Annotated in this window: 21 protein-coding genes; 14 read left to right on the forward strand and 7 right to left on the reverse strand. The window is 51.4% G+C overall.

Annotated elements, in window-relative coordinates; genetic code table 11:
• Positions 1–33: 33 nt before the first annotated feature.
• Positions 34–1,536 carry a glutamate/gamma-aminobutyrate family transporter YjeM gene (gene yjeM, locus DR88_RS23915; protein WP_004146715.1) on the reverse strand — a complete coding sequence of 501 codons (1,503 nt, stop codon included), beginning with the start codon at positions 1,534–1,536 and terminating at the stop codon, positions 34–36.
• A gap of 182 nt (positions 1,537–1,718) precedes the next feature.
• Positions 1,719–2,696 (reverse strand): elongation factor P--(R)-beta-lysine ligase, encoded by a 978-nt coding sequence (epmA, locus tag DR88_RS23910; RefSeq protein ID WP_004146714.1) that lies wholly within the window; start codon positions 2,694–2,696, stop codon positions 1,719–1,721.
• A gap of 275 nt (positions 2,697–2,971) precedes the next feature.
• Between epmA and frdA the strand changes: the two genes are divergently transcribed.
• From frdA to DR88_RS23885, 5 genes are all read left to right on the forward strand, one after another.
• Positions 2,972–4,762 (forward strand): fumarate reductase (quinol) flavoprotein subunit, encoded by a 1,791-nt coding sequence (gene frdA, locus DR88_RS23905; protein ID WP_004177727.1) that lies wholly within the window; start codon positions 2,972–2,974, stop codon positions 4,760–4,762.
• Positions 4,755–5,489 (forward strand): fumarate reductase iron-sulfur protein, encoded by a 735-nt coding sequence (frdB, locus tag DR88_RS23900; RefSeq protein WP_023313852.1) that lies wholly within the window; start codon positions 4,755–4,757, stop codon positions 5,487–5,489. Before frdA ends, frdB begins: the two co-directional genes overlap by 8 nt.
• 10 nt (positions 5,490–5,499) lie before the next feature.
• Positions 5,500–5,895, forward strand: a complete 396-nt coding sequence (gene frdC / locus DR88_RS23895; protein WP_002885530.1) for a fumarate reductase subunit FrdC — start codon at positions 5,500–5,502, stop codon at positions 5,893–5,895.
• A gap of 10 nt (positions 5,896–5,905) precedes the next feature.
• Positions 5,906–6,265, forward strand: coding sequence for a fumarate reductase subunit FrdD (gene frdD, locus DR88_RS23890; protein WP_002885526.1), 360 nt, complete (start codon positions 5,906–5,908; stop codon positions 6,263–6,265).
• 113 nt (positions 6,266–6,378) lie between these two features.
• The gene (locus tag DR88_RS23885) at positions 6,379–6,912 is read left to right on the forward strand and encodes a lipocalin family protein (RefSeq protein ID WP_002885523.1); all 534 of its coding nucleotides are present in this window, start codon (positions 6,379–6,381) and stop codon (positions 6,910–6,912) included.
• Here the strand turns inward: DR88_RS23885 and sugE are convergent.
• From sugE to efp, 4 genes are all read right to left on the reverse strand, one after another.
• Positions 6,909–7,226, reverse strand: a complete 318-nt coding sequence (sugE, locus tag DR88_RS23880) for a quaternary ammonium compound efflux SMR transporter SugE (protein WP_002885521.1) — start codon at positions 7,224–7,226, stop codon at positions 6,909–6,911. The genes DR88_RS23885 and sugE overlap by 4 nt on opposite strands.
• A gap of 143 nt (positions 7,227–7,369) precedes the next feature.
• Positions 7,370–7,516 (reverse strand): lipoprotein toxin entericidin B, encoded by a 147-nt coding sequence (gene ecnB / locus DR88_RS0124925; protein WP_002885518.1) that lies wholly within the window; start codon positions 7,514–7,516, stop codon positions 7,370–7,372.
• Positions 7,517–7,675: 159 nt separating this feature from the next.
• Complete coding sequence (locus DR88_RS23875; protein ID WP_002885511.1) at positions 7,676–7,807, reverse strand: entericidin A/B family lipoprotein; 132 nt, start codon at positions 7,805–7,807, stop codon at positions 7,676–7,678.
• A gap of 73 nt (positions 7,808–7,880) precedes the next feature.
• Entirely contained in the window at positions 7,881–8,447 is a 567-nt protein-coding gene (efp, locus tag DR88_RS23870; protein WP_002885506.1) for an elongation factor P, read from the reverse strand.
• Positions 8,448–8,488: 41 nt separating this feature from the next.
• Here efp and epmB point away from each other — a divergent pair, with 41 nt between their 5' ends.
• Positions 8,489–9,517 (forward strand): EF-P beta-lysylation protein EpmB, encoded by a 1,029-nt coding sequence (epmB, locus tag DR88_RS23865; RefSeq protein WP_002885500.1) that lies wholly within the window; start codon positions 8,489–8,491, stop codon positions 9,515–9,517.
• 121 nt (positions 9,518–9,638) lie between these two features.
• On the opposite strand, the gene DR88_RS23860 is transcribed toward epmB, so the two are convergent.
• The gene (locus DR88_RS23860) at positions 9,639–10,283 is read right to left on the reverse strand and encodes a winged helix-turn-helix domain-containing protein (protein WP_025861945.1); all 645 of its coding nucleotides are present in this window, start codon (positions 10,281–10,283) and stop codon (positions 9,639–9,641) included.
• A 480-nt stretch (positions 10,284–10,763) separates the two neighbouring features.
• Between DR88_RS23860 and DR88_RS23855 the strand changes: the two genes are divergently transcribed.
• The 8 genes from DR88_RS23855 to DR88_RS23820 all read left to right on the forward strand — a co-directional run bounded on the left by DR88_RS23855 (position 10,764) and on the right by DR88_RS23820 (position 20,216).
• Positions 10,764–11,327, forward strand: a complete 564-nt coding sequence (locus DR88_RS23855; protein WP_004177738.1) for a fimbrial protein — start codon at positions 10,764–10,766, stop codon at positions 11,325–11,327.
• Positions 11,328–11,385: 58 nt separating this feature from the next.
• Positions 11,386–12,072, forward strand: coding sequence for a fimbrial biogenesis chaperone (locus DR88_RS23850; RefSeq protein WP_004177740.1), 687 nt, complete (start codon positions 11,386–11,388; stop codon positions 12,070–12,072).
• Between the two features lie 35 nt (positions 12,073–12,107).
• Entirely contained in the window at positions 12,108–14,651 is a 2,544-nt protein-coding gene (locus DR88_RS23845; RefSeq protein WP_004146707.1) for a fimbria/pilus outer membrane usher protein, read from the forward strand.
• A 22-nt stretch (positions 14,652–14,673) separates the two neighbouring features.
• Positions 14,674–15,708 (forward strand): fimbrial protein, encoded by a 1,035-nt coding sequence (locus DR88_RS23840; protein ID WP_004146706.1) that lies wholly within the window; start codon positions 14,674–14,676, stop codon positions 15,706–15,708.
• A gap of 211 nt (positions 15,709–15,919) precedes the next feature.
• Positions 15,920–16,285: a hypothetical protein gene (locus DR88_RS23835; protein WP_004222037.1), complete on the forward strand. Its 366-nt coding sequence runs from the start codon at positions 15,920–15,922 to the stop codon at positions 16,283–16,285.
• A 66-nt stretch (positions 16,286–16,351) separates the two neighbouring features.
• On the forward strand, positions 16,352–16,720 hold the full coding sequence (locus DR88_RS23830) for a hypothetical protein (protein WP_002885447.1): 369 nt from the start codon (positions 16,352–16,354) through the stop codon (positions 16,718–16,720).
• Between the two features lie 93 nt (positions 16,721–16,813).
• A complete protein-coding gene (locus DR88_RS23825) occupies positions 16,814–18,100 on the forward strand; it encodes an HlyD family secretion protein (RefSeq protein ID WP_004146704.1) in 1,287 nt (428 codons plus the stop codon).
• Positions 18,093–20,216, forward strand: a complete 2,124-nt coding sequence (locus DR88_RS23820) for a peptidase domain-containing ABC transporter (RefSeq protein ID WP_004146703.1) — start codon at positions 18,093–18,095, stop codon at positions 20,214–20,216. Before DR88_RS23825 ends, DR88_RS23820 begins: the two co-directional genes overlap by 8 nt.
• Position 20,217: the final 1 nt, after the last annotated feature.

Below are 20,217 nucleotides of genomic sequence, written 5' to 3' on the forward strand. Positions count from 1 at the left end.
TCCCCTGCCCGGCTGCACCGCCGGGCAGGTTCTTTAACTCTCCATCACCAGCGCGCCGGACGCCATGCGCCGACGGTAGCTTTCGTAGATCCCCAGCGCCAGCAGTGAGAAGAAGATCGGTCCACCCACCATCCACAGGGTGCTGTTCCAGTCCCCGCTGTCGATGACGGGTTGGATAATGGTGAAGATATTGGCGAAGGTCACCACCAGCAGCACCACGCCGGTCGCCAGCAGCGTCGACGGACGGTTTTTGAAGATCACGAACGGCCGGTCAAGATGGGTTTTCGCCTTGAAGAACGGGAAGGCGATGGTCAGGAACAGATAAGGCAAGGTCATAGAGACATTGGCCATCAGCGTCAGCTTGTTATAAAACGCGGAAGCGCTATCCCCACCGAACGATACCAGTACGATAAACACCCCGACCAGCAGACACTGCAGCCACATCGCCGCGGCGGGCATTCCGTTGACGTTAAGGCGGGTCATCACCGACGGCCAGAGCGCTTTTGGCGTGCCCTGGATAATCGCTTTCAGAGGAGAATAGCTGAGGGTGAAGAACGCGCCGGTGTAAGCGAGAAACATCGACAGGCCGGTAATACGGGCGAACCAGACCCCGGTCAGGGCTGACGCCGCAGGGGTCAGGTGCAGGGCCTGGCCCAGCGTCGCCCCGAGGCTGGTCATCAGCACATAGGTGATGTTGCCGAGGTTGGTCGAACGCGCGCCAAGCACCTGCTGCCAGTTGGCGCTCACGCCCCACAGCACAATCGCCAGCGAGTAACCGATCGAGATAACGATCGCCGCGATGATAATACCTTTGGCAAAGTTCTTTTCCGGCTTATCGGTCTTATCCACTAAGCCGCCGACCGCCTCAATTCCGCCATAGGCAAAGATGGCAAATACCACAAACGACAGCATCGCCATGCCCGACTGATACCCGGGATTAGGCGAAAGGGTGAAGTTTAACGGCTGGGCGAAATGACCGCCGTTAAGCAGAAGGATCGCCCCGCTCACCAGCAGCAGCACCAGGTTAAGCCCCATCACCGCGATACCGCCGACGGCGGTAATTTTAGCGATTTTATTGATCCCTTTGACGGCAATAAAGGTCACCACGACCATCCAGCAGGCCGCCAGAATACCGACCGTCTGCGTCGGCGTCAGGCTACCCAGCCCCCAGGTCTGGGTTTTGTCCGCGCCAAACAAAAAAGTAGAGAGCGGGACCCAGATCTTAGCGGCGGTACTCACCATCCACACTACGTACGAGGCAAACCACATAAAGGTACCAATGAAGGCAAAGCGCGGCCCGACGCTGTGGTTCATCCAGGAATAGATCCCGCCCTCTTCGCGACGATAAGCTGAGCCCATCTCCGCCATCATCAGCGCGAACGGGATAAAGAAAAAGAGGGCGGAAAAAAGGTAAAACGGCATCGCGCTATAGCCCATCAGATAAAACGCCGATGGGCTGTTGGCAAAGCCAAACACCGAGGTGAAGATCATCAGAATCAGCCCGATCAGGCTCATCTTCTTGAGTTGTTGATGCATAAATCTATCCAAACGTGGGCATCGCCCGACGAGCGACGCCTGGCCTCATAAAAAGAGCGCGGATAGTAGCAAAATCACGGAGGGAAATTGTGGGTATTCGGGCTAAAGCCGGGGCGAGGGTGTCAGGTTCAGAGTCGTCTTTCACCTCCCCCAACCGCCGGCGGAGGGAGGTGAAAAAGCGATCAGGCGCGGTCTACCGTAAAGGCGATCACTTCGCCGATGCTTTCAGCGCCCAGCGCCAGCATGACCACGCGGTCAACGCCCAGCGCCACGCCGGAGCAGTCCGGCAGACCCGCCTCCAGCGCCGCCAGCAGGTTGTTATCGATGGGCTGCTGCGGAAGGCCGCGCGCGGCGCGTTTGCGGTTATCCTGCTCAAACCGCAGGCGCTGTTCATGGGCGTCGGTCAGCTCGTGGAAACCGTTCGCCAGCTCAATACCTTTGTAATAGACCTCAAAGCGCTCAGCGACCCGATGATCTTCCGGGCTGATCTGCGCTAAAGAGGCCTGAGTCGCCGGGAAATGATAAATGAACGTTGGTCGATCTTTGCCGATGTGCGGCTCCACGCCCATGGTGAACAGCAGCTGCAGCAGGGTATCGCGATCTTCTTCAGTATCGGCGATATTGCTCAGATCCAGCTTCGCTGCGACTTCACGCAGCTGTGCTTTATCGGCAGAGAGCGGGTCAATTTCCAGATGGCGCTGAAACGCCTGCTGATAGGAGAGACTTTCCGCCGGTTGGCACTCCAGCACCTGCTGCAGCAGATCGTCCACCTCATTGATCAGGCGATACATGTCATAGCATGGACGATACCACTCCAGCATGGTGAATTCCGGATTGTGATGACGCCCCATCTCTTCATTACGGAAGCTGCGGCACAGCTGGAAGACCGGGCCGCAACCCGCCGCCAGCAGGCGCTTCATGTGGTATTCCGGACTGGTCATCAGGTACAGGTTAAGCCCCTGAGAATGGCCCGGGCCGACGAAACGGGTTTCGAACGGGAACAAATGAATATCCGTTACCGTCGCCTGACTCATGCAAGGCGTCTCCACCTCCAGCACGCCGCGATCGGTAAAGAAACGGCGGATTTCCGCCATCACCGCCGCGCGCTTCAACAGATTGGGAATGGGTGCGCTCGGCTGCCAGGTTGCCGTCTCGCTCATGGTACTTTCTCCGATTGCAAATTAAGGGCACGAAGTCTACTCGCAACCGGCGAGTGAAACAAATTTTGTGCAATCTCCGGCAGACTACATGCCATTAATCTATCGTTAACCCTGACGCATAAATACCACTGATAAATAACCGCACATATCGATAAAAAAATCGAACACGTCAATTTTCCATACTGACCCTAAGGCTATACTCCTGTACCTATAAAGGAGCAGTGATACTTTTTCGCCAGCCCGGCGGCGAAATACACTAAAACTGGAGGAATGTCGTGCAAACTTTTCAAGCCGATCTCGCCGTAATTGGCGCCGGCGGGGCAGGCCTTCGTGCCGCTATCGCCGCCGCTCAGGCCAACCCCAACGCTAAAATCGCCCTGATTTCTAAAGTCTATCCGATGCGCAGCCATACGGTCGCTGCAGAAGGGGGATCCGCAGCCGTTGCCCAGGATCACGATAGCTTTGAGTACCATTTTCACGACACCGTCGCGGGAGGCGACTGGCTGTGCGAGCAGGATGTCGTCGACTATTTTGTTCATCACTGCCCGACGGAAATGACCCAGCTGGAGCAGTGGGGATGCCCATGGAGCCGCCGCCCCGACGGCAGCGTCAACGTCCGGCGCTTCGGTGGCATGAAAATCGAACGCACCTGGTTTGCCGCCGACAAAACCGGCTTCCACATGCTGCATACCCTCTTCCAGACCTCCCTTCAGTTTCCCCAAATTCAGCGCTTTGACGAACATTTCGTCCTTGACCTGCTGGTCGATGACGGGCAGGCCCGCGGCCTGGTGGCGATGAATATGATGGAAGGCACCCTGGTGCAGATCCGTGCTAACGCCGTGGTGCTGGCTACCGGCGGCGCCGGGCGCGTCTACCGCTACAACACCAACGGCGGCATCGTCACCGGTGACGGGATGGGGATGGCCCTGGGCCATGGCGTGCCGCTGCGCGACATGGAATTCGTTCAGTATCACCCGACCGGCCTGCCGGGCTCCGGGATCCTGATGACCGAAGGCTGCCGCGGCGAAGGCGGGATTCTGGTCAACAAAAACGGCTACCGCTATCTGCAGGATTACGGCATGGGCCCGGAAACCCCGCTCGGCGAACCGAAGAATAAATATATGGAGCTGGGCCCACGCGACAAAGTGTCCCAGGCCTTCTGGCACGAGTGGCGGAAAGGGAACACCATCCCGACGCCGCGCGGCGACGTGGTCTACCTCGATCTCCGCCACCTCGGCGAGAAAAAACTGCTGGAGCGTCTGCCGTTTATCTGTGAACTGGCGAAAGCCTACGTCGGCGTCGATCCGGTGAAAGAGCCGATCCCGGTGCGCCCGACCGCGCACTACACCATGGGCGGTATTGAAACCGATCAGCAGTGCGAAACCCGAATCAAAGGGCTGTTTGCCGTGGGCGAATGCTCGTCCGTTGGCTTACATGGCGCCAACCGTCTGGGCTCCAACTCGCTGGCCGAGCTGGTGGTCTTCGGCCGCCTGGCCGGGGAGCAGGCCATGCAGCGCGCCGCTCAGGCGGGCGAGGCAAACGGCGCCGCCCTCGATGCGCAGGCGGCCGATGTGGAGCAGCGCCTGAAAGATCTCGTCAACCAGGAAGGTAACGAAAACTGGGCGAAAATTCGCGATGAAATGGGGCTGTCGATGGAGGAAGGCTGCGGCATCTACCGCACGCCAGAGCTGATGCAGAAAACGATCGACAAGCTGGCTGAACTGCAGGAACGCTTTAAGCGCGTGCGCATTACTGATAACTCCAGCGTGTTCAATACCGATCTGCTTTACACCATTGAGCTGGGGCACGGTTTAAACGTTGCCGAATGTATGGCGCACTCGGCCATCGCCCGTAAAGAATCGCGCGGGGCGCACCAGCGTTTGGATGAAGGCTGTACCGAACGCGACGACGTCAACTTCCTCAAGCACACTCTCGCCTTCCGCGAGGCCGATGGCACTACCCGTCTGGAATATGGCGATGTGAAGATCACCACGCTGCCGCCGGCAAAACGTGTCTATGGCGCAGAAGCGGACGCGGCTGAGAAGAAGGAGACCACCCATGGCTGAGATGAAAAACCTGAAAGTCGAAGTGGTGCGCTACAATCCGGAGGTCGACACCGCACCGCACAGCGCATTCTATGACGTGCCTTATGATGAACAGACCTCGCTGCTGGACGCGCTGGGCTACATCAAAGACAACCTGGCGCCAGACCTGAGCTACCGCTGGTCCTGCCGAATGGCAATCTGCGGTTCCTGCGGCATGATGGTCAACAAGGTGCCGAAGCTGGCCTGCAAAACCTTCCTGCGCGATTACACCAAAGGCATCAAGGTGGAGGCATTGGCCAACTTCCCGATCGAGCGCGATCTGGTGGTGGACATGACCCACTTTATCGAAAGCCTGGAAGCCATTAAGCCGTATATCATCGGCAATAACCGCACGCCTGACCAGGGGCCAAACAAGCAGACCCCGGCCCAGATGGCGAAATACCATCAGTTTTCCGGCTGCATCAACTGCGGGCTGTGCTATGCCGCCTGTCCACAGTTCGGCCTGAACCCGGAATTTATCGGCCCGGCGGCGATCACCCTCGCCCACCGCTATAACGAAGACAGCCGCGACTACGGTAAAAAGGAACGCATGGCGCAGCTTAACGGCCAGAATGGCGTCTGGACCTGTACTTTCGTTGGCTACTGCTCGGAAGTGTGTCCGAAGCACGTCGACCCGGCGGCCGCGATCCAGCAGGGCAAGGTGGAAAGCTCGAAAGACTTTCTTATCGCCACCCTGAAACCACGCTAAGGAGCGCATTATGACGACGAAACGCAAACCCTACGTGCGACCAATGACCTCCACCTGGTGGAAAAAGCTGCCGTTTTATCGCTTCTACATGGTACGGGAAGGCACGGCGGTACCGACGGTATGGTTTAGCATTGTGCTGATTTATGGGCTGTTTGCCCTCAAGCACGGCGCCGAGAGCTGGGCGGGATATATTGGATTCCTGCAAAACCCGGTGGTGGTAATCCTCAACCTGATTACTCTGGCGGCGGCGCTGCTGCACACCAAAACCTGGTTTGAGCTGGCGCCGAAAGCCGCCAACGTCATCATCAAAGGCGAAAAAATGGGGCCAGAGCCGGTCATTAAAGGGCTCTGGGTGGTGACGGCGGTGGTCACCGTGGTGATCCTGTTTGTCGCCCTGTTCTGGTAAGGAGGCTGAGATGATTAATCCCAATCCGAAACGTTCCGATGAACCCGTATTCTGGGGGCTGTTTGGCGCAGGTGGCATGTGGGGCGCGATCGTCGCGCCGGTGATGGTGCTGCTGGTCGGCATCCTGCTGCCGCTGGGGCTCGCTCCGGCCGACGCCTTCAGCTATGAGCGTGTGCTGGCCTTTGCCCAAAGCTTTATCGGCCGCGCATTCATCTTTCTGATGATTGTCCTGCCGCTGTGGTGTGGGTTGCATCGTATTCACCACGCCATGCACGATCTGAAAATCCATGTGCCAAACGGTAAATGGGTCTTCTACGGCCTGGCGGCAATCCTCAGCGTCATCACCCTCGTTGGCGTACTGTTTATCTGATCCTGCAAGAGCCCGGTCGCATTTCTGCTACCGGGCTCGCTTCATAGAAAAATCTTGCCGCCTTTTCCCTGCTGGACTCTACACTTAGCTTAAAAGCCAGCAAGGAGCATGCCATGCGTATCCTGCCGATAATCACCGCGATTGCCGTCTCGTTCCTGTCTGTCGCCTGCAGCACGCCCGCCCCGCCGCCGGGCGTCACCGTGGTCAGTCCCTTCGACGTTCAGCGCTATCTGGGTACCTGGTATGAAATCGCCCGCTTTGACCACCCTTTTGAAAGCGGGCTGGAAAAGGTCACGATCGCCTGGCACCCACGCGATGACGGTGGCCTGGACGTGGTCAATAAAGGCTATAACCCCGACCGTGGTATGTGGCAGAAAACGGACGGGGTAGCGTACTTTACCGGGGAGCCCAGCCGCGCCGCGCTGAAGATTTCCTTCTTCGGCCCTTTCTACGGCAGCTATAACGTCATTGCTCTGGATAAGGAGTATCGTTACGCGCTGGTCTGCGGCCCCGATCGCGACTATCTCTGGCTGCTGGCCCGGGCGCCGACCATCGCCCCGGAGGTCAGGCAGCAGATGCTGGACATTGCCACCCGACAGGGCTTTGATGTCGGCAAACTGGTCTGGGTCAATCAGCGCTATGATTAGTGCGCGCTGATCTTCAGGCCAATGATGCCAATCACGATACAGACAAGGCTGGCGATACGCATGGCGCTGGCGGATTCCCCTAACAGCACAATACCGGTCACGGCGGCGCCCACGGCGCCGATCCCGGTCCAGACGGCGTAGGCGGTACCTACCGGTAGGGTTTTCATCGCCCATGAGAGCAGCGCCATGCTGGCCACCATCGCCACGATGGTGATAACGCTGGGAACCAGGCGGCTAAAGCCATGGGTATATTTCAGGCCGACGGCCCACACCACTTCCAGCAGGCCAGCGATAAACAAGACTATCCAGGACATAAGGCTCCTTTGCTGGGGCCGTCCCCGGATGAGAAACGCTTACGGGTCGTCCCGTAAGGTGGATGAAAAGTCGTGGTGAGTATATCCAACGGAATGAGAGAAGTGAAGAACGGTACGGCGCTAAACCGTACCGTTGACGGCGTTTATTGCTGAGCTTTGGTTGCCGCGCCAGAGATTGCGTTACCGCCGTCTGAAATATCCTCACCGACACCGCGCGTGGTGTTACAAGCGGTCAGTGCTGAAGAGAGGACCAAAACCGTAAAGAACGCTGCAATCGTTTTTTTCACCATAATGTCATCCTTAGTGTCAGTTTTGTTTTCATGCCCTATAAGCATAGACAAACCGTCCAAAGATGAAGGGATCTTTGCGATTTTTAAGAGAAAAGGAGTATGCGTGGAGGAGGCTGACATACCGGGAGGCAAGCGCCATCAACGAAACGGCAGGGAAATTCAGCTCACAGCGTGAGAGATAGCGTGGCCCAGGCCCTGAATATCTTCACCCACACCGCGGGCGGTATTGCAGCCAGCCAACAGCGCGCTGCTCAGAAAGAGTAACACCAGGAGTTTAACGCTGCGCTTCATGTATCGTGCTCGTTGTGACTGTACGAAAAGAGCGGCGCAGCACGGAGGCTACGCCGGTCATCATGACGCGAAATTACTTCACGCGGGATACATATTCGCCAGAGCGAGTATCCACTTTGATCACTTCGCCAATCTGAACGAACAGCGGAACTTTAACCACCGCGCCAGTAGACAGGGTCGCCGGTTTACCGCCGGTACCCGCGGTGTCGCCTTTCAGGCCTGGATCGGTTTCAATGATTTCCAGCTCAACGAAGTTCGGCGGGGTGACCGCGATCGGCTGGCCGTTCCACAGGGTCACGATGCACTCAGCCTGATCCAGCAGCCATTTAGCGTTGTCACCGATCGCTTTCGCGTCAGCAGACAGCTGCTCGAAGGTTTCGTTGTTCATGAAGTGCCAGAACTCACCGTCGTTGTACAGGTAAGTCAGGTTCATATCGACAACGTCCGCGCCTTCTGCGGAATCGGTAGATTTGAAGGTTTTCTCAACGCGGGTACCGGTCAGCAGACGGCGCAGCTTAACGCGCGCAAACGCCTGGCCTTTACCTGGTTTAACGAATTCGCTGGCTTCTACCGCATAAGGTTCGCCATCTAACATGATTTTAAGACCAGCACGAAAATCGTTGCTATAGTAAGTCGCCATAAGGCCCTCTGAAATTGTTTAACTGGTAGCTAAGCCACAAAATGGCGCATATTGTAACCCTAAATACCCCATCCAGAGAAGATTGGATAACGCAACTTGCCAATGTTGTGACCAGTCCTGATGAACTGCTGCGTCTTTTAAATGTAGACGCTGATGAAAAACTGCTGGCCGGACGCGAGGCCAGACGCCTGTTCCCGCTGCGCGTCCCGCGCGCGTTTATCGCCCGCATGGAGAAAGGCAACCCTAACGATCCGCTGCTTCGTCAGGTACTTACCGCCGAGGAAGAGTTTATCGTCGCCCCCGGCTACTCCACCGATCCGCTGGAAGAACAGCACAGCGTGGTGCCCGGTCTGTTGCACAAGTATCGCAACCGGGCCCTGCTGCTGGTGAAAGGCGGTTGTGCGGTAAATTGTCGTTACTGCTTCCGCCGCCACTTCCCATACGCCGAAAATCAGGGCACCAGGCGCAACTGGCAGACGGCGATGGACTACATCGCGGCGCATCCGCAGCTTGATGAAATCATCTTCTCCGGCGGCGACCCCCTGATGGCGAAGGATCATGAGCTTGACTGGCTGATGACCCAGCTGGAAGCTATTCCGCACGTTAAGCGTCTGCGTATTCACAGCCGCCTGCCAATTGTGATCCCGGCGCGCATCACCGAGACGCTGGCTAGCCGCTTCCAGCGTTCGTCGCTGCAGGTGATCCTGGTTAACCACGTTAACCACGCCAATGAAATTGACGGTGAGTTTCGCGCAGCGATGGCCATGCTGCGTCAGGCGGGCGTCACGTTGCTCAATCAGAGCGTGCTGCTGCGCGGGGTGAACGACAACGCGCAAACCCTGGCCGACCTCAGTAATGCGCTGTTCGACGCCGGGGTAATGCCCTACTACCTGCACGTGCTGGACCGGGTGCAGGGAGCGGCGCACTTCATGGTCAGCGATGATGAAGCCCGTGAAATCATGCGCGAACTATTGACCCTCATCTCCGGCTATATGGTGCCGAAGCTGGCGCGCGAGATTGGCGGGGAACCCAGCAAGACGCCGCTGGATTTAGGGCTGAAGCAGCGTTAATAAACTGAAGGTCTGCCAGGACGTTCTGGCAGACCTTCAGATAGGAAGATTTCGACAGACGGGTGTTAAGGTGACCAGCAAATGACTATCGCACCGCGCTATAACCCCTGGCTGTGACGAGCTACCGGTTTAGCACGACCAACACAATAATATTAATTACAATCATCACGACAATTAGCGCGATTAACCATACGGGTATTTTAAAAGTAACATGCAACCGCTCAGATGCTTTTTCACCTTCTTCCGGTTTATTTGCTATCAAATCACTGCCATGCTTTGATAAGTTTTCTATTAGTGGAAGATTTAAATGAGTGTCAGGCTTTTCCTTTTCTTCAGAAATAAAGTCGACAACTTTATTATTCTGATAATGCGTTAATGTCACCCGATTCATATTCTTGCACTCTTCATCAGAGAGAGGAATGACCAATGTATTCGGAGCGACGCTAAAGCCTTTTTGCCGGACGGTGATAATGATATCCTCAGATAGCCCAGCTTTTACCAGCGATTTTCGCAGCAAAGAGATATTTTGATAGAACGTATTTTGCGAAACGACCACCCCCCGTGTTTCCCATACAGCCGCCAGGAACTCATCCCGTGAAATGACTTTGCCGCAATTCTGCAAAAGCAGCAGCAAGCATCTGGCGGTTGGCGCATTGAGGCTGATGCACTCCCCGTCCCCGGCAAGCGGCCGCAGCTCATTCATATTGGCATTAAATATAATCTCCTGATTAATTATACACCCATTAAATAATACTGCGTCATCCATATCCTTGCCCCACGTAACCCTATTATCCATAATAAAATCAAATGATTTCAACCAAACGATTATGTGAACATTCTTGTTTCAGATGAAAACAGGTACATTTCACATTGAAGTTCAGCCCACAGGATACCGCAGATAAAAAAACAAGCGATAGCTAACTTGCTTAATGGTCAGATTTTCAGATTAAATTAATCTCAACTGGAATCCACATCTCATCAGAGAGGGGGGCAGCATTAAATTCACAGGTGCTTCATCAACAATTCACAAGCATTTTTTGCACCAGACTTTTAAATTACTCCCGCTTCTCCATGGTTCGCTATGGCAAGCGATATGGTAGCGTTGTTCAACAGGATGATTTGTCTCAGCACTATATAAAGGAATGCTGGCGCTTATTTTCAATATCAATGCGAATGCATACTCCATTCCCTTGATAACTGTTATCAACTCTACACAGGACTAAGTATCTATATATGGATTAATTAAATGAAAAAGACAATCGTAGCTGTAATGGTCGCTGCATCTGCAGTGCTGAGTGCTCAGGCAATGGCAACCAACACCGCTCAGGTAACTGTACTGGGTGAAGTCTCTGATGCAGCTAACTCTTGCGTCGTGACTCCGACTGGTACCCTGAACAACGGTATCGTTCAGCTGATCACTGTGACCACTGCGGAAGCAAATGCTGAAGCTGCAGGTACTCTGTTCAAAACTCAGGACTTCGGTTTTAAAGTTACTGACTGCGCACAGGGCAGCGCTAACCCGGTTACCGGCCTGACTGTAAACGTTGCCGGTGTCACCTCCAGCGATAAAACCATCCTGGACAACACCGCAGCTGGCGGCGCTACCGGTATCGGTATCGGTATCCAGCGTCTCAGCGATTCACATCGCGTAGCCTTCGACGGTTCTGACACCATGACCGAAAGCTACTCTGCTACTACCGGTACTCAGCTGAAGTACACCACTGGTTATGTAAAAGTGAACTCTGCTACTCCGGTAACCGAAGGCCCGGTTAAAGGTGTTGCGACCTTTACTATCGATTACACCATCTAATTTTTCCCCAAAGGGCCCCGCTTCACGGCGGGCCCTTTTTTGCATTCAGAGAAAAAACATGTTCAGGACTTTATTAACTTTCACCGCTTCCTGTGCATTACTCCTCAGCAGTATTGCCCATGCCGGTATTGTAGTGGGATCCACCCGCTATCTGTATAAAGAAGGCGCACGTGAAATCACCGCGCAAATAGAAAATAAAGATGATATTCCCTATCTGATTAAATCCTGGGTTGAAGCGCCGGCAGGAAAAGCGCCCTCTTTTATGGCCACGCCGCCGCTGTTCCGCCTTGAAGGGAAACAACAGAATACGGTTCGTCTGTTTTCTAACGGAAACGTTAATGCGCCGACCGACCGGGAATCCATGTACTATTTTAACGTGATGGCGATTCCTCCGGCAGATGATGCCAAAGCGAATAACAACACCATTCAACTAGCAGTCCGTCACCGTATGCGTCTGGTCTATCGTCCTAAAGCACTTTTCGACCTCTCCCCTAATACGGAAGCGAAAAAGCTCGAATGGCGAAAGTCTGGCACTAAGCTGACGATCAAAAATCCAACGCCCTTTTTCTTCTATTTCCATAGCATCCAGATTGGCAGCAAAGAAGTGAAGCCGGAAGTCAACTCGGTCGCCCCGATGACGACTAAAGAAGTGACGTTAAAAGAAAATATTAATGCCTCCAGCATTACCTGGAAAGTTGTCAATGATTATGGCGGAGCTGGGTCGCTCTACTCCTCATCGCTGTAATAAGAAATTTATTTTATCATTATAGGGATGTGTCTATGCCAAATAAGAATAATGGATTATTCAAACTATCCACCATCTTCTTTGCAATGCTTCCGGCATTGCTTTCTGGTTTGAATAATAAAGCGCAAGCACGTGACTTTTTCGATCCCTCATTCATTAGCTCATTGAATGGTAGCGATCCATCAACCACTCCTGACTTATCCGTATTTCAGACCCAGAACGCGCAGGCGCCGGGGGATTATCGGGTCGATATCATGTTTAATGGCCGCTACCTGGATACCAGGACGATAAAGTTTGTCGCCAACAATCGCGCCAGCAGCGATAACCGCGAACCCGCTCTGGTTCCCTGCCTGAGTCTAAAAGCTCTCGCGGAATATGGCGTAAGGATAAAATCCTTTCCAGAGTTAGCCGAGGATCAAAACGGCTGTGCAAACTTTTCTGTCATTCCGGACACCAAAGCGGATTTTGACTTTACCGCCCAGCGCTTAAATATTTCTATTCCGCAGGCGGCCTTATCCACCACCGCGCAGGGATATATCCCACCGGATCAGTTTGATGATGGCATCAACGCCCTGCTGGTGAACTACCAGTTCAGCGGCTCGAACGACATGCAGGCCAATGATGAATACTACAGCTTGAACCTGCAGTCTGGCCTCAACGTTGGCCCATGGCGTATCCGCAACCTCAGCACATGGAATAAAAACAATAGCGATGCCGGGGACTGGGACTCCGCCTATCTCTATATGCAGCGAAGTATTCGCTCGATCAACAGTAACCTGGTGATGGGCGAAAGTTCATCGCTCTCAACCATCTTCGACAGCGTGCCGTTTACCGGTATTCAGCTGGCCACCGATACCACGATGTTGCCGGAAAGTATGCGCGGCTATGCGCCGATTATTCGCGGTATCGCCAAAACCAACGCCCGCGTCGTCATTAAACAGAACGGCTACCAGGTTTACCAGACCTACGTGGCACCCGGGGCATTTGAAATCACCGATATGTACCCGAGCGGCGGTAGCGGCGACCTTTACGTCAGCGTGGAAGAGTCCGACGGATCCAAGCAAGAATTTGTTGTGCCGTTCGCCACCCTACCGGTCATGGTGCGTGAAAATCAACTGGAGTATGAGATTACTTCCGGTAAATATCGTCCTTACGATGGTGGAGTCGATGAAACGCCATTTACTCAGGCCACCGCGACCTATGGCGTCTCCAGCAGCCTGACGCTTTATGGCGGTATGCAGGCGGCCTCGCGCTACCAGGCGCTGTCGACGGGCCTCGGCTATAACCTGGGCGAGCTTGGCGCCGCCTCGGCAGACGTCACCCAGGCATGGTCGAAAAAGAAAGACGATGAAAAGACCTCAGGACAGTCCTGGCGGGTCCGTTATGGTAAAAACATTGTCGAAACTGGCACCAATGTCACCATCGCGGGCTACCGCTATTCCACCCGCGGCTTTAATACCCTCTCGGAGGTGCTGGATAGCTACTCTAATGACGGTAATTATACCTCTCGCTCACTGCGCAATCGCACCAACCTGACGGTTAACCAAAGCCTGGGTAAAGGCCTCGGTAGCCTGTCGATAAGCGGGTTGATTGAAGATTACTGGGACGATAAGCGAACCAACAAGTCAATTAGCGTAGGTTACAACGGCGGTTTCCGTAATGTGAACTACTATCTGGGCTACAGCTATAACCGCTACACCTGGAGCGGAAATAACTCAGGTAAGGATGCCCAGGACGATCAGCGCATCACCCTGACGGTGACGCTACCGCTGAGCAACTGGCTGCCGGGTACCTATACCAGCTATCAATTAACCAACAGCAATCCGGGATCTACCGATCAGTCGGTCTCCATTGGTGGCGTCGGGCTAGATAACGACAGCCTGGAATGGAGCCTGCAGCAAGGGTACAGCAACCGGGAATATTACAGCGGCGATATGCGTGGGACCTATAACGGTGCCCGCGGCAGCCTTAATGCCGGCTATAGCTATGACAATAACAGCCAACGTATTGACTACGGCGCCAACGGCAGCATCGTCGCTCATGCCGATGGCATTACACTTGGCCAGGACATCACTGACGCCGCCGTGCTGGTTAAAGCGCCGGGCCTGGATAACGTCAAGTTGACCAACGATAACACCATCTCCACCGACTATCGCGGTTACGCTATCGTCCCGTACGTTACACCTTATCGTCGTACCGATATCACGCTGGACAGCACCACGCTTGGCGAAGATATGGAGCTGCCGGAAACCACGCAGAGCGTCGTTCCGACGCGCGGCGCAATCGTGCGTGCTAATTATGACGGCAATATTGGCCAGCGGGCCTTTGTGCATCTGAAAACCGCCAGCGGCCAGGACGTGCCTTATGGCGCAATGGTTCTGCTCGCCGGAGATAGTAAATCGCAGCCAAGTATCGTCAGCGACGCCGGGATGGTCTATATGTCCGGCCTGCAGCAGACGGGGATCCTTAACGTCCAGTGGGGCAAAAGCGCCGCGCAGCAGTGCAATGCTTCATTTACTTTACCGACCAGGGAAGGCAAAGCGTCTGGCATCAGGCAAATCGAAACGATTTGCCGTTAGTCATTCACAGGGGAATATTTTAATGAAAAAAATGGTTATTTTAATAACGTTGCTGATGCTTGGCGGCCAAGCTGCTGCCAATTGTACCTATAAAGGCAATACCAAGCGTCAAGGCTTAACGCTGACCAATATTAAAATACCAACAGATGCTTCCATTCCGGTAGGTAGCGTGTTACATACTCATAAATTTGGTACTGGCGCATATAAAACATTTACCTGTAATAAAAACACCGATGACCAATATATTATTGACGTCGGGGCTGCCGTTGTTCCTGGTGTTACCGGTGTTCAGGGTGGTCCGGTTTATGAAACGGGGATTGATGGGATTGGGTTTCAGGTCTCCGATCTGTTACGTAGTAAAAATGGTTCATTGATCGCCGCCGAGGCAGGTTCAACCTTGGTACCAATAACAAGCTCATCTGAAAATAATTACCAATTTATTACGGTATGGTTAATCAAAACTAAGACGGTGATTGATACGAGCACCAAGTCAACATCTAACCCCTCAGTTTCGTTCTCGGTAGGGAATTTAAAAACAAACCCTGTTGCCAATGACAGACTATTATACGCTGTAACCTCTATCTCTATTAAAAATATTAATTACCGCACAACATCTTGTAATATCTCCACACCACGATCGCAAATCACGCTGAATCGTATAGACAAAGGAAAATTGATGTCACTTTCCCGTGGTGCAACAACTCCGTCGGAGAAAACTATTGCCATGAATATTAGTTGCCCGAATGACTCCGTTGGCAATACTCTCATCTATTGGTTTAATCCTATTGGAGGAATAAGCGCTTCAGGGAATGGTATTGTCGATAATATGCTTTCCGGCAGTGATGCAGCAAATAACGTGGGTATTATATTCAAACTTTCAGGTAGTCCTGTTGTTTTCTATGATACCGATAATTACAATTATAAAATAAACACTAGCAACGATCTTAACAAAACCATCAACCTAACCGCCGACTATTATCGCCAAAGTGATAACAGTAACGATGTTACGATGGGGCTTGTTAAAGGAATGATGGAAGTTGTTATTCAGGAAGAATAATAACTTTGTATTGAGGGGGTGCATAGCTTAATATCATGCATCTCCTTTGCTTTATAGTCCTCATGATGACACTATAAATGATTAATGAAATCACATAAAATTCACATAGGATGCTATTGATCTCTTCAGGTCTCTCACTTAAATTCCTCCCCGGCTTATATTAAGCCTACTTGTAATACGAAATATAATTTCATCAATAAAGGATATATTAATGAAGCAATTGACTGTTTTCGAAATGGAGGCCATCTCTGGTGGCTATTCTTGGGATTTTTCCTCCATCCAATCCAGCATCACCAGTCTCGTAAGTAATGGCGTTGAAGCAGTGGTTTCTGCTGCCACCATGGGAACTCTGGCGGCCGTCTTTGGCACCTTTGTCGGCGGTACACAGTCTGGGGCAAATGGCGGCGTCCTGGGATTTGGCCTCTTTGGTAACCTCGTCGGGATGTTTGTAGGCTTAGTCGGTGGTGCAATCCTCGGCGCAGGATGTGGTCTGGCCTGGGGATGGGACGGGACCATGGCAATTATCGAAGCTGGCGCACAAGGTTTAGTTGATGGCACCTTTGTCGTTTGGAAATAATCTACAGACTCGATAAATGTCATTATTTTATTAGATCATAACTTTACCAACAAAAGGAATTATTGCGTGAAAGAATTAACTGTATTTGAAATGGATACCATTTCCGGGGGTTATAGCTGGGATTTCTCCTCAATCCAATCAACCGTCACCAGTCTGGTAAGTAATGGTGTAGAAGCAGCTGCATCAGCCGCCCTGGGAGCTATCACATGGGGGGTCTATGGCCTGCTTTGGGGCGGTACTCAATCCGGCGCTAATGGTGGTCTTTTAGGTTTTGGTTTACTTGGTAACGCGGTTGGCGCTGTCTGGGGAACAATCATGGGAGCTATTGGCGGCGCGGTTGGCTATGCAGCTTTGGGCTGGGAGGCATCCGTGAATGAGTCCATGCAAGCCATGCTGGGCATTATCGATGGCTCCTTTGTGCCATGGAGCCACTAAGAGTTCTTAATTTTCATTTGATTATTAAGATTACTATATATTCAAAGGCTCATTTATGAGCCTTTGAATTAACCGTTGATACTGTGAACACTCATGACTAATAGTATTTATCGCAAGGAAGCGATAGCTTATAAGAAGTTGCACTGGAAAGGGAAAGCGCTATTGCTGGCTGGCTTGCCTGCATGGCTAGTTACATGTTTATCTCTTTTATTTCTCTGCGCTCTTATCTGCGCCCTTATATTCTGTAAATTTACACAACGCATTGATGTCAAAGGCGAGGTTATCACTCTCCCTCACTCCGTAAACGTTTTCTCTCCGCAACAAGGGTTTGTCGTCAATCAGTATGTTCAAATTGGAGACGTTGTCAAAAAAGGACAGACGCTTTATGAGCTTGATGTATCTAGAAATACCACAACAGGTAATGTCAGTGCAGCACAGATTGAGGTAATCAATGAAAAGATAGCCAACTCCGAAGCTATTATAAAAAAACTAACTCATAATAAAAACGAAACACTAATTGCACTGGATGCCCAGCTTAAAAATGCCAGAAACTCTCTTAACGAAACTGTACGTATGCTGGCCAATACGCAACAAGGCTTAAGCAAAATGCATGAAAACCTGTCCAGTTATGATAAATACCTTAAGGAGGGGTTAATTACAAAAGATCAATACAATTACCAACATTCGTTGTACTTTCAACAGCAAAGCGCCTATCAGTCATTGATAAGCCAAAAGATGCAACTAGAAACTCAGCTTACACAGTTAAGCAGTGATAAAGTTACTAAAGCTGCCGATTTTGATAATCAAATATCATCTCAATATAATCAGACAAATGATTATAAAAATCAACTAGTAGAATCAAACGCTAACGGAAATATTATCATTAAGGCAACAACGGAAGGACGCATTGAATCATTAGCCGTCACTAAAGGCCAAATGGTTGATAAAGGCAGTAGTCTTGCCCAAATCAAACCTATTGGTAACATCGAGTATTATCTCATACTTTGGCTACCTAACAACAGCATTCCTTATGTTAAAGTCGGCGACACAATAAATATTCGTTATGATGCATTCCCTTCCGATAAGTTCGGACAGTTCCCTGGTGAGATCATTTCTATCTCATCACTTCCTGCCTCACGACAGGAAATGTCAGAATATACCAATGTCAATGATGGCACTAATCAACAAGAACTTGCATTATATAAGGCAATTGTCAAAATAAGGGATAAAAAATTTAATTACGATGGAAAAGAACTTTCTCTTTCAAATGGATTAAAAGCACAAGCAGTGGTATTCCTTGAAGAACGCCCGCTTTATATGTGGATGTTTACACCAGTTTATAAAATTTCTCAAAGCGTGAGCGGCCCTGTCAATGACTAATGAACTATTTGAAAAGATCATCGCGAAAGTTAACTTTTCTCTCCTAAAGAAAACGCCAGTTATATTGCAATCGGAAGCCGCTGAGTGCGGCATTGCCTGTCTGGCCATGGTTTGTGGTCATTACGGCTTGGATATTGACCTGTTTAATTTCCGGCAGCGTTTTGGTAGCCCTTCACAGGGCGTGACACTGATGTCCTTAAGCAAAACAGCGGAGCATGCTGGGTTAAAAAGCCGTGCGCTGTCGTTAGACTTGGATGAAATACGCCAGCTCAAGTTGCCCTGTGTACTCCACTGGGGCATGAACCACTATGTGGTGCTGACTAAAGTTCGCAAATCCAGCTTTATCGTACACGATCCAGCGCTGGGTAAGCGTATTATCGGCATCCAGGAGATGTCCAATTATTTTACTGGCGTTGCCTTAGAGCTTTGGCCCGATCAGAACTTCCAGCAGGAAAAGGCTAAGTCCCGCCTTCGTCTGCTGGATCTAATGCGCAATATAGTAGGCTTAAAATCAGCGCTGCTGAAAATTTTTGCCTTCTCCGTGGTCGTGGAAGCCATCGGCTTACTACTCCCGATAGGTACTCAACTGGTTACCGACCATGTGATTATGGCGCACGACCAAAGCCTGCTATCAGTTATCTGCATTGGCCTGGTCTTTTTTACACTATTTCGCACCTTCATCAGTATGCTCCGCGCCTGGACGTCCTTAACGCTGAATACCCTGACAAGTATCCAGTGGAAAACCACGCTTTTCGATCATCTGGCCAGTCTGCCACTATCCTTTTTTGAAAAGCGTCATTTAGGAGATATCCAGTCGCGTTTTTCCTCTTTGGATACCATTCGCTCGACGTTTACTAACAGTATCGTCAGCGGCATTATTGACTCAATCATGACCATCGGTCTGCTGATCATGCTAACTTTGTATGGTGGCTGGCTAACTTGGGTCGTAGTTGGCTTTACTTTATGCTACGCAATTATGCGTTTTGCAACTTATCGATTCTATCGTCGTGTAGCAGAAGAGCAGGTAATCAAAGGTGCTCGCTCCAGTTCGCATTTTATGGAGTCATTGTACGGTATCTCGACCATCAAGGCATTAAATTTGAAAGAACGTCGGTCCCAGCATTGGCTTAATATAAATATCGAAGCCTGCAACGCTGGGATCAAACAAACTCGTTTCGATATGCTATTTAGTGGGATCAATACCTTCATTACTGCTATCGATCAGGTCGCCGTGCTCTGGCTTGGCGCGATTATGGTTATTGATAATAATATGACCCTTGGTATGTTTATGGCGTTTAACGCCTATCGTGGTCAATTTTCACAACGCGCTTCTAGTTTGGTCGATCTTTGTATGCAACTGCGAATGCTCTCCCTACATAACGAACGTTTGTCAGAGATCGTTTTCAGCGAACCGGAACAGGAGCTTCCCACAAGAGAGGTTTTTTCTGCAGACTCGGGTGCCAAACTGGAAGTCAAAAATTTGTGCTATCAATATGATCCGTTTTCTCAGCCGATCTTTTCTAATTTAAATATAACCGTAGAACCCGGTGAGTCCGTAGCACTTGTCGGCCCTTCAGGCGTCGGTAAAACTACGTTATTAAAAGTGATGTGCGGTCTGCTTTCACCCACTAGTGGTGATGTACTAGCTGATAATCTCGATATCACCAAAATTGGCCTCAACAATTATCGCCTGGGTACCGCCTGTGTCTTGCAGGAGGACCGCCTATTTTCCGGCTCGCTTATTGATAATATCAGCGGGTTCGAAGATAACGCCGATATTGATTTTGTAATGGAATGTGCCAAACGCTGCAATATTCATGAAGAGATTATGAAGATGCCGATGGGTTATGAGACCATTGTTGGTGAACTGGGTTTGGGCATTTCAGGTGGCCAAAAGCAGCGTATTCTAATTGCCCGCGCGCTATATCGAAAACCAAGTATCCTTTTTATGGATGAGGCCACTAGCCATCTCGATTTAAAGAATGAATCAGTTATTAATCAGTCAATCTCAGCGTTAAGCATTACCCGAATTATCGTCGCTCATCGGCCCTCCACAATTGCCTCAGCCGATCGCGTTATCGACCTGTCGCAGACAAAGACCGTCGCGCAAGCTTAAA

It is taken from the genome of Klebsiella pneumoniae (assembly GCF_000742135.1).
In the GTDB taxonomy this organism is placed as follows: Bacteria; Pseudomonadota; Gammaproteobacteria; order Enterobacterales; family Enterobacteriaceae; genus Klebsiella; species Klebsiella pneumoniae.

What these genes read in the sequence shown, in the direction of transcription:
- yjeM (WP_004146715.1), bottom strand. Translation starts at nt 1,536, where the DNA reads ATGCATCAACAACTCAAGAAGATGAGCCTGATCGGGCTGATTCTGATG.
- epmA (WP_004146714.1), bottom strand. Translation starts at nt 2,696, where the DNA reads ATGAGCGAGACGGCAACCTGGCAGCCGAGCGCACCCATTCCCAATCTG.
- frdB (WP_023313852.1), top strand. Translation starts at nt 4,755, where the DNA reads ATGGCTGAGATGAAAAACCTGAAAGTCGAAGTGGTGCGCTACAATCCG.
- frdC (WP_002885530.1), top strand. Translation starts at nt 5,500, where the DNA reads ATGACGACGAAACGCAAACCCTACGTGCGACCAATGACCTCCACCTGG.
- frdD (WP_002885526.1), top strand. Translation starts at nt 5,906, where the DNA reads ATGATTAATCCCAATCCGAAACGTTCCGATGAACCCGTATTCTGGGGG.
- DR88_RS23885 (WP_002885523.1), top strand. Translation starts at nt 6,379, where the DNA reads ATGCGTATCCTGCCGATAATCACCGCGATTGCCGTCTCGTTCCTGTCT.
- sugE (WP_002885521.1), bottom strand. Translation starts at nt 7,226, where the DNA reads ATGTCCTGGATAGTCTTGTTTATCGCTGGCCTGCTGGAAGTGGTGTGG.
- ecnB (WP_002885518.1), bottom strand. Translation starts at nt 7,516, where the DNA reads ATGGTGAAAAAAACGATTGCAGCGTTCTTTACGGTTTTGGTCCTCTCT.
- DR88_RS23875 (WP_002885511.1), bottom strand. Translation starts at nt 7,807, where the DNA reads ATGAAGCGCAGCGTTAAACTCCTGGTGTTACTCTTTCTGAGCAGCGCG.
- efp (WP_002885506.1), bottom strand. Translation starts at nt 8,447, where the DNA reads ATGGCGACTTACTATAGCAACGATTTTCGTGCTGGTCTTAAAATCATG.
- epmB (WP_002885500.1), top strand. Translation starts at nt 8,489, where the DNA reads ATGGCGCATATTGTAACCCTAAATACCCCATCCAGAGAAGATTGGATA.
- DR88_RS23860 (WP_025861945.1), bottom strand. Translation starts at nt 10,283, where the DNA reads ATGGATGACGCAGTATTATTTAATGGGTGTATAATTAATCAGGAGATT.
- DR88_RS23855 (WP_004177738.1), top strand. Translation starts at nt 10,764, where the DNA reads ATGAAAAAGACAATCGTAGCTGTAATGGTCGCTGCATCTGCAGTGCTG.
- DR88_RS23850 (WP_004177740.1), top strand. Translation starts at nt 11,386, where the DNA reads ATGTTCAGGACTTTATTAACTTTCACCGCTTCCTGTGCATTACTCCTC.
- DR88_RS23845 (WP_004146707.1), top strand. Translation starts at nt 12,108, where the DNA reads ATGCCAAATAAGAATAATGGATTATTCAAACTATCCACCATCTTCTTT.
- DR88_RS23840 (WP_004146706.1), top strand. Translation starts at nt 14,674, where the DNA reads ATGAAAAAAATGGTTATTTTAATAACGTTGCTGATGCTTGGCGGCCAA.
- DR88_RS23835 (WP_004222037.1), top strand. Translation starts at nt 15,920, where the DNA reads ATGAAGCAATTGACTGTTTTCGAAATGGAGGCCATCTCTGGTGGCTAT.
- DR88_RS23825 (WP_004146704.1), top strand. Translation starts at nt 16,814, where the DNA reads ATGACTAATAGTATTTATCGCAAGGAAGCGATAGCTTATAAGAAGTTG.
- DR88_RS23820 (WP_004146703.1), top strand. Translation starts at nt 18,093, where the DNA reads ATGACTAATGAACTATTTGAAAAGATCATCGCGAAAGTTAACTTTTCT.